Here is a 13,409-nt window from a genome sequence, read left to right on the forward strand (position 1 = left end):
CCTCCTTCAGAGCGGTTCGTGAACGAAGGCGGCCTGGGACTTCAGGTCGAGAAGGCCGGCACCATCGGTTTGCAGGTACTCGGCGAGGCCGAAGCCCGGCGAGACCGGTTCGTACTGGAAGCAGGCGCGAAGCAGCATCAGCTCGTTCTCGCGGCCATACTGGAAGGCGACGGCCGGACGGACCTCATCACCCGCCCCGTAGGTCGAGACATCGGCACAGGCGTAGTCCGAGCTCGGCGGCGTGAAGTTGCGGATGTCGAGCCGGACCATTTCCAGCATGAGGTTCTGCTGGCAGTTCGGCAGGATGATCGCCCGCTCGCAGATGGTATCACGCAGGGAGTCGCGATCGTAGATCGTTCCGGTTCCGAGGCGGACGTCACGCACCGTGGTGTCGAGACCGTGCTCCAGCATCGTGTGCCGCGCCGTCCACATGCCGAGCTCGACGCTCGAGATGATGAGGAACAGGTAGGCCGGGATCCAGATCGCGGCGGCGATTGCCATCGAGGCGGATTCGTTGCGCGCAAAACCGCGCAGGAAAGTAAACGCTTTACGGGTCATTGCACGAGCCTCAGCTGGTTGATCGCACGTGCGATCGAATAGAACGCGTTCTCGATCTCGATGCCCTCCACGCGGTAGAAGTGGGCGGGCGAGGAGGCGCATTGCTGCATCACGTCAGCGCCGTGGTCCTCGACCTCGAAGCCGATCGACCAGATCACGATACCCTTGGCCTTCGCCGCGTCGCAGATGCGGTCGAGAAGCTGGTCGCCCATGTCGGCGTTGTACTTCTGCCAGTAGAAGGACGAGTGATAGTACCGGTTCACGTTGCGCTGGAGGTAGTACCACAGATTGTAGCTGTTCCAGTGCGAGACCTCGGACGACGAGTCGTACGCCCAGTCCTGGAGCCGATAGGAGCGGTCATGCTGGCCGTCGGTCATCAGAACGATGGTCTTGAGCGTCTCTTCGTCGTTCCAGTTCGCCGGGCGGCCGGAAAAGGTGCCCGAGACGTCGCCGTCGGAGATCATTTCGTTGACCAGCGGACGGTGGCCCGGGCTCAGAAGCGCGGTCGCCCACTTCATGCCCAGGAAGATCGAGGTGCCGGCGCGCGGCTGGAACTGGCCGATCTGCCACTTGAGGGCGTTGCCGTCCTGCGTCAGCGGACGGATCCGCTCGTAGGAGTAGCGCGGGCAAATGGTGTCGTCGCGCGCATTCCACCCCGCATAGTTCCACTGGAAGTGCTGGGCCTGCTCGTAGTAGCGATTCATGTCCAGCTCGGTGCTGTCGAACTGGTTGGCGTCGATCTCGAGGCAATGCGAGTAGCCGTGCCGCCAGTTGACGTTGAAGTGCTGCGCCAGGTCCGGACCCGCGTTCACGTGCTCCGAGTAGGGCACGAGCGAGATCGAGATCAGGTCCTCGTTGTCGTCCTCGAGCACCGTGTCGATGAAGGTGTTCGCGGCGGTCTGGAGGTTCGCCATCTTGTTGTTCGAGGCCATCGAGCCCGAGATGTCGAGCACCAGCGAGATCTCCACGTTGGCGATCCGCTCGATGGCCCGGCTCAGGCTGCTGGTCTTGATCGAGTCGAGACCGACGAGCGATGTGAAGTTGGCCGGATCGTTGGACTCGGCCGTGCCGGTCACGTCCTTGTAGTTGAGGCCGGTGTCCGCATCGACGTTCGTCAGCGTGTCGCTCATGTTCATCTTGTCGAAGTAGTCGACCACGACCACCGACGGATCGAGAACCTGTTCGAGGTCCGCCGCGGCGAGAACCGCGCGGTCGAGCGTGTTCTGCATGTTCGTCCGCTTGTATTCGGCGATCATGAAGTCGACACCCAGACCGCCGACCGCGATCACCATCAGGACGGTGAAGATCGACAGGATCGACAGAGAGCCGTCTTCGTCGCGAACGAAATGGTCCGTGTTCCGCCGCAGGCGACGCGCTGCGCGGGCCGTTTTCCCGGACGGAGGCTTCCGTCCGATCCTTTCAAGATCATTGCACATGCCGTACCCTTTTCCCCCGACCAGTCAGTCGTCGAAGATCACACGTATTTTGTTCGGAGCCAGCGCGCCGAAGGCAGACACTGCACGCCGTTCCCGACACACTGCTTCGGTAACCCGGCAAAAATGCGGCACTTTTTCTGCAAAAAGTGGGGCGTAAACCGAGATCCGTGCACGATCGCGGTTCGTCACCGGCTTTGTCCGCCGCGCGGCGACTGTGGCGCCGCAATCCGGCAAGGCTCGGAACCGGCCGCTTGGCGATCCCGCGCCCCGACCTCTGCCGGATTTTCGGGCAGGCGGCGGATGTAAGCGTCGCAAAGCTGGGCTAGGGTGGTCGCGCGGCGGGTCGTCGGGCCGACGCCGCAGACGAAACGAGCGGCCGAGGAGGCGCAATGGAACATATCCCGCTGAACGAACCCACATTCCGAGAGAGCGTCGATCTGATGTTCAATCGGGCGGTGAAGCTGCTCGATCTCAGCCCGGGCCTCGAGGAAAAGATCCGGGTGTGCAACGCGACCTACACGGTGCGCTTCGGGGTGCGTCTTCGCGGGGCGATCCATACCTTCACCGGTTACCGCTCGGTCCACTCCGAACACATGGAGCCGGTGAAGGGCGGGATCCGCTATTCGATGGCCGTGAACCAGGACGAGGTCGAGGCGCTGGCCGCGCTCATGACCTACAAGTGCGCGCTGGTCGAGACGCCGTTCGGCGGCTCCAAGGGCGGGCTTTGCGTGGATCCGCGCGACTGGGACGCCCACGAGATGGAGCAGATCACCCGGCGCTTCGCTTACGAGCTGATCAAGCGCGACCTCATAAACCCGAGCCAGAACGTGCCCGCGCCCGACATGGGCACGTCCGAGCGCGAGATGGCGTGGATCGCTGACCAGTATAACCGGATGCACACGACGGACATCAATTCGCGCGCCTGCGTGACCGGCAAGCCGCTCAATGCCGGCGGGATCGCCGGCCGGGTCGAGGCGACGGGCCGCGGCGTGCAGTTCGCGCTGCGCGAATTCTTCCGTCATCCCGAGGATATCGCCAAGACCGGGCTGTCGGGATCGCTCGACGGCAAGCGGGTCATCGTTCAGGGTCTCGGCAACGTGGGCTACCATGCCGCGAAGTTCCTGAGCGAGGAAGACGGCTGCAAGGTCGTCGCGATCATCGAGCGCGACGGCGCGGTGATGGACCAGGGCGGCCTCGACATCGAGGCGGTGCGCGCGCACATCGCCAGCACCGGCGGGGTCGCCGGCTGTCCGGGCGTCGACTACACCGAGTCCGGCAAGGCGGTGCTCGAGCACGAATGCGATATCCTGATACCGGCTGCGCTCGAAGGTGTCATCAATCTCTCGAACGCCCACCGGATCAAGGCGCCGCTGATCGTCGAGGCTGCGAATGGTCCGGTCACGGCGGGCGCCGACGATATTCTGCGCCAGAGGGGCACGGTCGTCATTCCGGACATGTATGCCAATGCCGGCGGCGTAACGGTGTCGTATTTCGAATGGGTGAAGAACCTCAGCCATATCCGCTTCGGCCGGATGCAGCGCCGGCAGGAAGAGGCGCGGCACCAGCTCATCGTTGACGAACTGGAGCGGCTGGATCGCTACCTCGGCGACGCATGGTCCATGACGCCCGGCTTCAAGGACAAGTACCTCAAGGGCGCCGACGAACTCGAGCTGGTGCGCTCCGGCCTCGATGACACCATGCGGATCGCCTACCAGTCGATGCGCGTGCCGTGGCACGAGCGTTCGGACGTCACCGACCTGAGGACCGCGGCCTACATGGTCGCGATCGACAAGGTCGCGGCCAGCTATCGCGCCAAGGGTCTCTGACGCGCGAAACCTTGCCGTTACAGGCTACGTTACTTTGGCATCGCCGCGTTCCCGACATATGTCGGGGCGCGCATGCCGACGGAGGAAGACATGAAAGGTCGCACGTTTGGTGCCGTGACACTCATCGCCGGCTCGCTCTTGGCGGGCACGGTGCAGGCGCAGGAAAACAAGGCTGAAGAATGCGCGGTGCAGGCCGCGATGGTCATGGCCGTGGTCGAGAGCCGCCGCAGCGGCGCCGCGCCACAGGATGCCGTCCGCGACGTCCAGCAGGGCTTGGAGGGCGATCAGGCCAAGTACGCGTCGGTCGTTCCGGCCGTCGCCGACTGGGTCTACACGCTGCCCGAAGATCAGCTCGGCCCGGATGTGGGCGACAGCTGGACCGAGGCCTGCCTGGCCCGCTGATCGCGCTGTGCGCGGCACCTGTCCGATGGTGCCGGATCGTTGGGCTGACGCCGTTCCGGGCTCTCGACTCGGGGCGGCCGCGGGGCCATATTTCGGCCCATGAGCCTGCCCCCCGGTTTTCTCGACGAACTGCGAACCCGAACGAGCCTGAGCCAGGTCGTCGGGCGCAAGGTGATGTGGGACAATCGCAAGTCGAACCAGGCCAAGGGCGACATGTGGGCGCCGTGCCCGTTCCACCAGGAAAAGAGCGCATCCTTCCACGTCGACGACCGCAAGGGCTTCTACTACTGCTTCGGCTGCCACGCGAAAGGTGACGCCATCTCGTTCGTTCGGGAAACCGAGAACGTGGGCTTCATGGAGGCGATCGAGATCCTCGCCGGCGAGGCCGGGATGCAGATGCCCGCAAAGGATCCGCGCGCGAAGGAAAAGGCGGACCGGCGCACGCAACTGGTCGAGGTCATGGAGACCGCCGTCCGCTACTTCCGCCTGCAGCTCAAGACCGGGGCCGGCACGGCGGCCCGTGACTACCTGTTCGGCAAGCGTGGGCTGTCCGAGGCGGCGGTCGAAACCTTCGAGATCGGGGTGGCGCCGGATGGTTGGCAGGGCCTCTGGGACCACCTGACCGGGCAGGGCATCGCGCCGGAGATGATCCTTGCCTGCGGGCTGGCGCGCGAAAGCACCAAGGGCGGCAAGCCCTACGATGTCTTCCGCAACCGCATCATGTTCCCGATCCGCGACGGTCGCGGGCGGGCCATCGCCTTCGGCGGCCGGGCGATGGACCCGAACGACAAGGCCAAGTACCTCAATTCCCCCGAGACCGAACTCTTCGACAAGGGTCACAACCTCTACAATCTCGGGCCCGCCCGAGAGGCGGCGGGCAAGGGGCAGCCGCTGGTCGTGGCCGAGGGCTACATGGACGTCATCGCGCTGTCCGAGGCCGGGTTCGGCGCGGCGGTCGCCCCGCTCGGGACCGCGGTGACCGAGCCGCAGCTGCAAACGCTGTGGCGCGTCGCGGCCGAGCCGCTGATCGCGCTCGACGGGGATGCGGCCGGCCTGCGCGCGGCCTATCGGGTGATCGACCTCGCGCTGCCGCTTCTGGAATCCGGGCGCTCGCTGCGCTTCGCGATCATGCCCGAGGGCAAGGACCCCGACGACCTCGTGCGCGCGGGCGGTCCGCAAGCGGTGCAGGGCGTTCTCGATGCCGCGGCGCCAATGGTCGATCTGCTCTGGCGGCGCGAGACCGAGGGCCGGGTCTTCGACAGCCCCGAGCGCAAGGCGGCGCTTGATCGGTCGCTGCGCGATGCGCTCAAGCTCATCCCGGACCCTTCGCTGCGCTACCACTACGGCGACGAGATCAAGCGCCTGCGGTGGGACCTGTTCCGGCCCCCGACGCGCAGCGCGGGCGGGACGCCGCGCCGGCTCTGGCGTGCGGGCGGGCCGGCTGCGCCAGCCGCGCCGACGGCCGCGGCGAAGGCGTCCCTGCTCGTGTCGGACGCACGCGCCGAGGAACACATCCGCGAGGCGGTGATTCTGGCCGCGGCCCTGACCACGCCGGCGGTCCTGGGGTCTTTCGATGCCGAGATCGCCGGGATGGACTGCACCGACCCCACGCACACCGCCCTGCGCGACGCGCTTGTGGGGGCGATGCCCGCCACTCAGGAGGAGGCGACGCGTGCGGCGACCGAGGCGATCGGACGTGAAGCTCTTGAATCGTTCCTCGGGGCACCTCATTTGCGCGTGGTGCCGTGCCTGCGCCGCCCCGGTGACGAGGAGGTGGCCGCGCTCACCGTCGCCGAGGAACTGGCGAAACGGAACGCGGCGCGAGGTCGGCGCGACGCCGAGGACGAGGCGGTCGAGGATCTCGAGGCGCATTCCGACGAGGTCGTCACATGGCGGCTGCGGCAGGCGTCCGAGACCTATGCGCGCGCGCAGCGCGCGGCAGGCGAGGACGACATGGACTACGAGACGGGTGCGAACGGTGCCCGAATCGACCGCGGCGAACGCGATGCCTTCGCCGCGCTGATGGAGACGATCCGGTTCGAAAAGGGGCGGCGGTAGCCGCAACGCCGCGATCTGGCAAAGAATCTGCAGGCCCGGGTGTGCGAATCACTTCATCGCGCTATTGATTCGCGATAATCGAATCGCCTGACGCGTGACCCGGTCCCCCGAGAGGAGAGCTGAAACATGGCAGCCAAGGACACCGACGACGCCAAGCCCGACGTTCAGGAGGAGGAAGTGTCGCTCGACATGAGCCAGGCGGCGGTCAAGAAGATGATCGCCGAGGCCAAAGAGCGCGGCTACATCACCTACGATCAGCTGAACTCGGTCTTGCCGCCGGATCAGGTGTCCTCGGACCAGATCGAGGACGTGATGTCGATGCTCTCGGAGATGGGCATCCAGGTCACCGAGGAAGACGAGGAGTCCGAGGACGAGGACGACAAGGGCTCCACCGAGCTCGTGCAGACGTCGTCGAACAAGGACGTGGCGCTGTCGTCGGGCGGGCAGGAAAAGCTCGACCGCACCGACGACCCGGTCCGCATGTACCTGCGCGAGATGGGCTCGGTCGAGCTGCTGTCGCGCGAGGGCGAGATCGCGATCGCCAAACGGATCGAGGCCGGCCGCAACACGATGATCGCGGGCCTGTGCGAGAGCCCGCTGACATTCCAGGCGATCACCATCTGGCGCGACGAGCTTCTCGCCGAAGACATTCTGCTCCGTGACGTGATCGACCTCGAAACGACCTTCGGAAACCAGGTCGGCGAGGATGGCGAACTGGAAGAGGCGGTCGTCTCGAACGAGACCGCAGGAAGCGCCGAGCTTCGCAAGGAAAAGCCCGCCGAGCCGGAATACGACGCCGACGGCAACCCGATCCGCCGCGAGGACGAGGGCGACGACGAGGAAGAACAGGCGAACATGTCGCTCGCCGCGATGGAGGCGGCGCTCAAGCCGCGCGTTCTCGAGACGCTCGACCGCATCGCCGACGACTACGAAGAGCTTGCCGCGATCCAGGACAAGCGTATTTCGGCGACGCTCAACGAGGACGGTTCGTTCTCCGCTGTCGACGAGGAGAATTACCAGAAGCTGCGCGGCGAGATCGTGAAGTTGGTGAACGAGCTTCACCTGCACAACAACCGCATCGAAGCGCTGATCGACCAGCTCTACGGCATCAACAAGCGCATCATGGCCATCGACAGTGCCATGGTGAAGCTGGCCGACCAGGCGCGGATCAACCGCCGCGAGTTCGTCGACGAGTATCGCGGGCACGAGCTCGATCCGGGCTGGATGGAGCGCATGGGCCAAAAGTCCGGGCGCGGCTGGCAGTCGTTCATCGAACGCTCGTCCGACAAGGTGATCGAGCTGCGCGGCGACATGGCCCAGATCGGCCAGTATGTCGGTCTCGACATCAGCGAGTTCCGTCGCATCGTCCAGCAGGTCCAGAAGGGCGAGAAGGAGGCCCGGCAGGCCAAGAAGGAGATGGTCGAGGCGAACCTGCGGCTCGTCATCTCCATCGCCAAGAAGTACACGAACCGTGGGCTGCAGTTCCTGGACCTCATCCAGGAGGGCAACATCGGCCTGATGAAGGCCGTGGACAAGTTCGAGTATCGCCGCGGCTACAAGTTCTCGACTTACGCGACGTGGTGGATCCGCCAGGCGATCACCCGGTCCATCGCCGACCAGGCGCGCACGATCCGCATCCCGGTCCACATGATCGAGACGATCAACAAGCTGGTGCGGACCGGCCGGCAGATGCTGCACGAGATCGGTCGCGAGCCGACGCCCGAGGAACTGGCCGAGAAGCTGCAGATGCCGCTCGAGAAGGTTCGCAAGGTGATGAAGATCGCCAAGGAGCCGATCAGCCTCGAGACGCCGATCGGTGACGAGGAAGACAGCCAGCTCGGCGATTTCATCGAGGACAAGAACGCGGTCCTGCCGCTCGACGCGGCGATCCAGGACAACCTCAAGGAAACGACCACGCGCGTGCTGTCGTCGCTGACCCCTCGCGAGGAACGTGTCCTGCGCATGCGTTTCGGCATCGGCATGAACACCGACCACACGCTCGAGGAAGTGGGCCAGCAGTTCAGCGTGACGCGCGAGCGGATCCGCCAGATCGAGGCGAAGGCGCTGCGCAAGCTCAAGCATCCGAGCCGGTCGCGCAAGCTGCGGTCGTTCCTCGACCAGTAGGAGGCGCCGATGTCGATCCTGTCGCGTCTGTTCGGAGGCGGGGGCGGCGGCGCGAAAACGCCCGCCGCCGAAACCGTGGAGTACAACGGCTACTTCATTACGCCCGAGCCGATCCCGGAGGATGGGGGCTTCCGCCTCGCCGCGAAGGTCGAGAATGCCGCGGGGCAGGTGCATCACCTCGTCCGGGCCGACCTGATCCGTGACCGGCAGGAGGCGGAAACCGCCGCGCTCGCCAAGGCGCGGCAGGCGATCGACCAGATGGGCGACGGCCTGTTCGACTGAGCGGCGTCGCGCTCAGGGCCGGTCGGGCGCGCGCCAATAGCGCCACATGACCTTCAAGCAGTAGAACAGCAGCGCCGCGATCGCGACCAGCGCCGGCAGGCGCGGCGACCAGACGTATCCCCAGACGTCGGAGACGATTCCGCCGATCTTGTCGCCGATCGTCACCATCAGAGTTCCCCAGACGACGGCCGCCATCAGCGTGACCGGAATGTAGGTCGCGCTGCGGATCGGCGTGGCCGTGGCGATCAGCACTGGGGCTACGAACCGCGCGCCCGGAATGAAGCGGAAGATTGCGGTCAGGAGCAGAGGCCGCCCGACGAAGCGCCGGGTCAGCCGCTGCGCGAAGGGATGCGACAGCGCCTTCAGCACGCGCGGATGCTCGCGGAACCCCCGTGCGCCATAGTACGTCACGAGGTCCGTGGTCCATCCGCCGGCGACGACCGCAAGGATCGCGGCGGTTGCCGGAAACACGCCCTTGTGGGCCAGCACGCCCGCGGTGATGGCGACGGTGTCGCCTTCGAGCGCGCAGCCGAGCCAGACGAAGAAGAGCCCGTATTCCGCGATCAGCTGTTCTATGCCGTCCTCCGATTGACCGCCGGCCGCGCATCGCTACGTCGCGCGGCATGCCTGACTTTCGAACCACCTGCCAGATTCACGCCGCCATTTTCGCGGCGCTGTTCGCCATCTACATGCTGGCGCCCGGTCTTTCCTTCATAGCGTTCGACCTCGGTGCGCCGCCCGAGGCGCGGTTCGTCGCGCGGCGGGCCGGCATCATCCTTCTGGGCGTCGCGGCCATCGCCTTTCTCGCTCGCGGGCTGCCGCCGTCGCCGGCGCGGCAGGCCATTGTCGTGGGCCTGATCGTGATCTGGGGCGGTCTCGCCGCGTTCGGCGCGACCGCCATCCTGCGCGGTGTCGTGGGCTGGACGGCCTGGGGCACCGTGGTGGTCGAAGCGGTGCTGGCGATCATATTGGTGCCGCATCTGCGATCGCGTCCAAAAGACGGGTCTGACGCGGGCTGACGCCTGCGCGACCCGCACCGATCGGTCAATCGACCGGCATCACGAAGACTTCCTGCACGTTCGCGCGGCGGTCCGCCTCAAGCGCGAACATGACGGAACGTGCGATATCTTCGGGCTGCAGCTTGTCTGGCTTCGCCTCGTCGAAGAACGGCGTGTCGACCATGCCCGGGGCGACGACGGTGCAACGCCCGCCCCATTCGCGGAATTCCTCGGCGAGGTTGCCGCCGTAGCCATGCACGAACCACTTGGAGGCCGAGTAGACCGACCCCTTGATGTGTTTGCGCCCCGCGGCGGAGCCGGTCAGCACGAGGTGCCCTTTGCTCTCCTTAAGGTGCGACTGCGTCGCTTTCACCGTCCAGAGCAAGCCGAGGATGTTGATGCGCACGAGCGCTTCCCATTCCTCGGGATCCCCAGCCTCAGTGCCGGCAGCCGAAAGGCCGGTGCCGGCATTGGCAAAGGCCGCGTCGATACCGCCGAATGCTTCGGCGAGGCTCGCGGCCGCCTTGCGCTGCTCCGACAGGTCGGTCGCGTCACCGGGCAGGGCCATTGCCGTGTCGCCGAGCTCTTTCACAAGGTCCTCGAGCTTGTCCTGCGACCGGGCGAAAAGCCCGACATTCCATCCGGCCTCGACCGCCGCGCGGGCCGTCGCCGCGCCGATTCCGCTCGATGCTCCGGTGATGAAAAGCGTGCGCGCCATGAAGAACTCCGTTCCTTGATCTGTCCGTGACAGAGAGAAACGCCGCGCGTCCCGATGCGGTTGCATGCGATCATGCGAGACGCAGCGTTTACCGTTTGATCACGGGTTCGATGAAACCATCGGGAGGGGCAGGCCGTTGCTGCCCCGTATCGATTGGGAGAGTAAGCCATGCGCCGCAACGTGATCATCGCCTCGGGGCTTCTGTTTGCCGCCGCCGCTTCGGTCACCGCCACCCAGGCGTTGACGCCATCGGAGCCCGAGGTCATCGAGATCGAGGTTTCTGCAGACGAGCTTCAGGAATGCCGCGAGACGCTTGCGCAAGTGGCGCAGATGCCGGCCGTGACCGATTCCGGGTCGCCGCTTCTGCTCGGCGTTTCCGAGGATCTGCCGTCTGTCCGTTGTGTGGCGACCGAAGCCTGAGCTGACTCTCGCCACTAATCCCGGGACACTGTTGGGCTGTATTCCTGTAAGGTGCCCGGATCATTCAACGACAGATCTTCGGCCCACGTCGTTGCGCAGCAGTTCTTTCGGGACACGCGGCCATCCGGACCGCTGCCACGAGAAAAAAGAGACGCGTGCGACGGGTTCGCGCTTAGTTACTGAACATACTTCTGAAATCGTCGGGTAGAAACCGATCAGGCTGACATGCGTGACGCTCATGCATTCCGGCAGCATTATCTCGGTTGCGCAGCTTTTTCAGGCGATGCGGACACACGCCCTCCGCGCAGCAGTCCAATGCGATTGAATTGTTCCGTATGGGCAGTGGCGCGTTCCTGACGTTGGCTTGCTCACCGCACGCAACCGAGCCACGGTGACCTCATGAGCGCCCCGCATCAAACCGTATTCACCATTGCCACGCGAGGCCCGGGCCTTGTCGAGATCACCGGTGACGTCTGCGGCTGGGTGTCGGGCACCGGGCAGCGCACAGGCCTTTTGACGCTCTTTGTGCGCCACACGTCGGCGAGCCTGCTGATCCAGGAAAACGCGGATCCACAGGTGCGCCGCGATTTCTTGGCGTGGCTCGGCCGGCTAGTGCCGCATGCCGACGATCCGTCCATGTCGTACCTGCGCCACCGGTCCGAGGGTCCCGACGACATGCCCGCCCACATCAAGGCTGCGCATCTGCCTGTGTCGCTATCGATTCCGGTGTTCGAAGGACGGCCGGTCCTCGGTACATGGCAGGGCATCTATCTCGTCGAACACCGCGATGCCCCGCATGACCGGCAGGTGGCTGCGCATCTGTCGCCCTGAACTGTGGCGCGGATGCCCCTCATATTGCGGCGCAATTTCACCCCTACCCAAATTCTGGCCGACCGCCTATAGTCGATGTGGATAAGCGGGGCGCGCACCCCACTGAGGCAGATCATCGAAGGGGGACGGCCATGCGCTGCCCGTTTTGCGGCAATATCGACACGCAGGTTAAGGACTCTCGCCCCGCCGAGGATCATGTCTCGATCCGCCGGCGCCGGTTCTGTCCGGCCTGTGGCGGGCGGTTCACCACCTACGAACGCGTGCAGCTGCGCGACCTCGTGGTCATCAAGACAAACGGCCGACGCGAGGATTTCGACCGCGACAAGCTCGAACGGTCGATCCGCATCGCCATGCAGAAGAGGCCGGTCGAGCCCGAACGCATCGATCAGATGATATCGGGCATCGTGCGCCGGCTCGAGAGCATGGGCGAGACCGACATTCCGTCCAAGCAGATCGGCGAGATCGTGATGGAAGCGCTGGCGCGCATCGACACTGTCGCCTATGTCCGCTTCGCAAGCGTCTACAAGAACTTCCAGGCCGCCGACGACTTCGACAAGTTCGTGAGCGAGCTGCGCCCCGGCGCCGCCGCCGACAAGTAGCGGGGGAGCCGCCGCACCGCATGAGTTCCGCGAGCCTCGACGCGCGCCACATGGCGCACGCGCTCTCCCTTGCTCGGCGCGCGGTCGGACGAAGCTGGCCGAACCCGTCGGTGGGCTGCGTGATCGTGCGCGACGGGCGGATCGTCGGCCGCGGCTGGACCGCGCCGGGCGGGCGCCCCCATGCCGAGACGCAGGCGCTCGCCGCCGCCGGAGAGGCCGCGCGGGGCGCCACCGCATATGTCACGCTGGAACCCTGCGCGCATCACGGCCTGACGCCGCCCTGCGCCGACGCGCTCATCGACGCCGGCATCGTTCGCGTCGTCGCCCCCTTCACCGACCATGATCCCCGGGTTTCGGGGCGCGGCTTCGCCCGGCTGTCGGCTGCGGGGGTCGCCGTGCAGACCGGCGTCATGGCGGACAAGGCGGCCGAACATCATGCGGGTTTCTTCCTGCGGCTGGCCGAGGGCCGCCCGCGGGTGACGCTGAAACTGGCATCGAGCTTCGACGGACGTATCGCCACCGCGACAGGCGAGAGCCGCTGGATCACCGGGCCCGAGGCGCGCGCCGTGGTGCACGGCCTGCGTGCCCGGCATGACGCGGTTCTGGTCGGGGCGGGCACGGCGCGCGCCGATGATCCGGCGCTCACGATCCGCGGTTGGGGCGCGGTGGATCAGCCGGTCCGTGTCGTCGCCTCGCGGCTCCTCGACGTGCCGCTCCTGTCGCAGTTGGCGCGGACCGCGCGCGACGTGCCGGTCTGGATCTGCCACGGGCCCGATGCGCCCGCCGAAACCCGCCGCGCGTGGGAGGGCCTTGGCGCACGGCTGATCGCGTGTCCTCTGTCGGGCCGGCAACTCGATCCGCGCGCGCTCTTGTCGCGTCTGGGCGAGGCGGGGCTGTGCCAAGTATTCTGCGAGGGTGGCGGGACACTGGCGGCAACGCTTCTATCGGCGGGCCTCGTCGACGAACTCGTGGGCTTCACGGCCGGCCTTGCGCTCGGCGCCGAGGGGCAGCCGAGCCTCGGGGCTCTGGGCGTCGATCGTCTGGCCGAGGCGCCGCGCTTCCGGCTCGTCGAGACGCGTGCGGTCGGCGCCGACGTCATGCACCGCTGGCAGCGCAATTGAGGGTGCGCGGGTCGATCGGCCCGCGCACCCCCGGCA

At 66.2% G+C, this 13,409-nt stretch carries 14 protein-coding genes; 10 read left to right on the forward strand and 4 right to left on the reverse strand.

All coding sequences use genetic code 11. The annotated features are described in order from the left end of the window. Positions 1-6: 6 nt before the first annotated feature. Positions 7-558, reverse strand: a complete 552-nt coding sequence (locus tag ROJ8625_RS19600) for a pilus assembly protein (RefSeq protein ID WP_143535209.1) — start codon at positions 556-558, stop codon at positions 7-9. Then, the gene (locus tag ROJ8625_RS19605; protein ID WP_085793627.1) at positions 555-1,994 is read right to left on the reverse strand and encodes a TadE/TadG family type IV pilus assembly protein; all 1,440 of its coding nucleotides are present in this window, start codon (positions 1,992-1,994) and stop codon (positions 555-557) included. Before ROJ8625_RS19605 ends, ROJ8625_RS19600 begins: the two co-directional genes overlap by 4 nt. A 389-nt stretch (positions 1,995-2,383) precedes the next feature. On the opposite strand from ROJ8625_RS19605, the gene ROJ8625_RS19610 reads away from it, so the two are divergent. The 5 genes from ROJ8625_RS19610 to ROJ8625_RS19630 all read left to right on the forward strand — a co-directional run bounded on the left by ROJ8625_RS19610 (position 2,384) and on the right by ROJ8625_RS19630 (position 8,686). Continuing rightward, positions 2,384-3,820 carry a Glu/Leu/Phe/Val family dehydrogenase gene (locus ROJ8625_RS19610; protein WP_085793628.1) on the forward strand — a complete coding sequence of 479 codons (1,437 nt, stop codon included), beginning with the start codon at positions 2,384-2,386 and terminating at the stop codon, positions 3,818-3,820. A gap of 90 nt (positions 3,821-3,910) precedes the next feature. Continuing rightward, positions 3,911-4,222 carry a hypothetical protein gene (locus tag ROJ8625_RS19615; RefSeq protein WP_085793629.1) on the forward strand — a complete coding sequence of 104 codons (312 nt, stop codon included), beginning with the start codon at positions 3,911-3,913 and terminating at the stop codon, positions 4,220-4,222. Positions 4,223-4,321: 99 nt separating this feature from the next. Beyond that, on the forward strand, positions 4,322-6,280 hold the full coding sequence (gene dnaG, locus ROJ8625_RS19620; protein ID WP_085793630.1) for a DNA primase: 1,959 nt from the start codon (positions 4,322-4,324) through the stop codon (positions 6,278-6,280). Positions 6,281-6,406: 126 nt separating this feature from the next. Then, positions 6,407-8,404, forward strand: coding sequence for an RNA polymerase sigma factor RpoD (gene rpoD / locus ROJ8625_RS19625; RefSeq protein WP_085793631.1), 1,998 nt, complete (start codon positions 6,407-6,409; stop codon positions 8,402-8,404). Between the two features lie 9 nt (positions 8,405-8,413). Beyond that, positions 8,414-8,686 (forward strand): HlyU family transcriptional regulator, encoded by a 273-nt coding sequence (locus ROJ8625_RS19630; protein ID WP_085793632.1) that lies wholly within the window; start codon positions 8,414-8,416, stop codon positions 8,684-8,686. 12 nt (positions 8,687-8,698) lie between these two features. Here ROJ8625_RS19630 and ROJ8625_RS19635 read toward each other — a convergent pair whose 3' ends face one another. Further along, positions 8,699-9,262: a VTT domain-containing protein gene (locus tag ROJ8625_RS19635; RefSeq protein WP_085793633.1), complete on the reverse strand. Its 564-nt coding sequence runs from the start codon at positions 9,260-9,262 to the stop codon at positions 8,699-8,701. A 47-nt stretch (positions 9,263-9,309) separates the two neighbouring features. Here ROJ8625_RS19635 and ROJ8625_RS19640 point away from each other — a divergent pair, with 47 nt between their 5' ends. Then, entirely contained in the window at positions 9,310-9,705 is a 396-nt protein-coding gene (locus ROJ8625_RS19640; RefSeq protein ID WP_085793634.1) for a hypothetical protein, read from the forward strand. A gap of 25 nt (positions 9,706-9,730) precedes the next feature. On the opposite strand, the gene ROJ8625_RS19645 is transcribed toward ROJ8625_RS19640, so the two are convergent. Then, entirely contained in the window at positions 9,731-10,402 is a 672-nt protein-coding gene (locus ROJ8625_RS19645) for an SDR family oxidoreductase (RefSeq protein WP_085793635.1), read from the reverse strand. Between the two features lie 168 nt (positions 10,403-10,570). Here ROJ8625_RS19645 and ROJ8625_RS19650 point away from each other — a divergent pair, with 168 nt between their 5' ends. From ROJ8625_RS19650 to ribD, 4 genes are all read left to right on the forward strand, one after another. Continuing rightward, entirely contained in the window at positions 10,571-10,822 is a 252-nt protein-coding gene (locus tag ROJ8625_RS19650; RefSeq protein ID WP_085793636.1) for a hypothetical protein, read from the forward strand. A 399-nt stretch (positions 10,823-11,221) separates the two neighbouring features. Further along, positions 11,222-11,653, forward strand: a complete 432-nt coding sequence (locus ROJ8625_RS19655; protein WP_085793637.1) for a secondary thiamine-phosphate synthase enzyme YjbQ — start codon at positions 11,222-11,224, stop codon at positions 11,651-11,653. 131 nt (positions 11,654-11,784) lie between these two features. Next, on the forward strand, positions 11,785-12,252 hold the full coding sequence (gene nrdR / locus ROJ8625_RS19660; RefSeq protein WP_085793638.1) for a transcriptional regulator NrdR: 468 nt from the start codon (positions 11,785-11,787) through the stop codon (positions 12,250-12,252). A gap of 50 nt (positions 12,253-12,302) precedes the next feature. Further along, positions 12,303-13,373, forward strand: a complete 1,071-nt coding sequence (gene ribD, locus ROJ8625_RS19665) for a bifunctional diaminohydroxyphosphoribosylaminopyrimidine deaminase/5-amino-6-(5-phosphoribosylamino)uracil reductase RibD (RefSeq protein WP_085793652.1) — start codon at positions 12,303-12,305, stop codon at positions 13,371-13,373. Positions 13,374-13,409 lie beyond the last annotated feature (36 nt).

The sequence above is a fragment of the Roseivivax jejudonensis genome (assembly GCF_900172265.1).
Classification (GTDB): Bacteria; Pseudomonadota; Alphaproteobacteria; order Rhodobacterales; family Rhodobacteraceae; genus Roseivivax; species Roseivivax jejudonensis.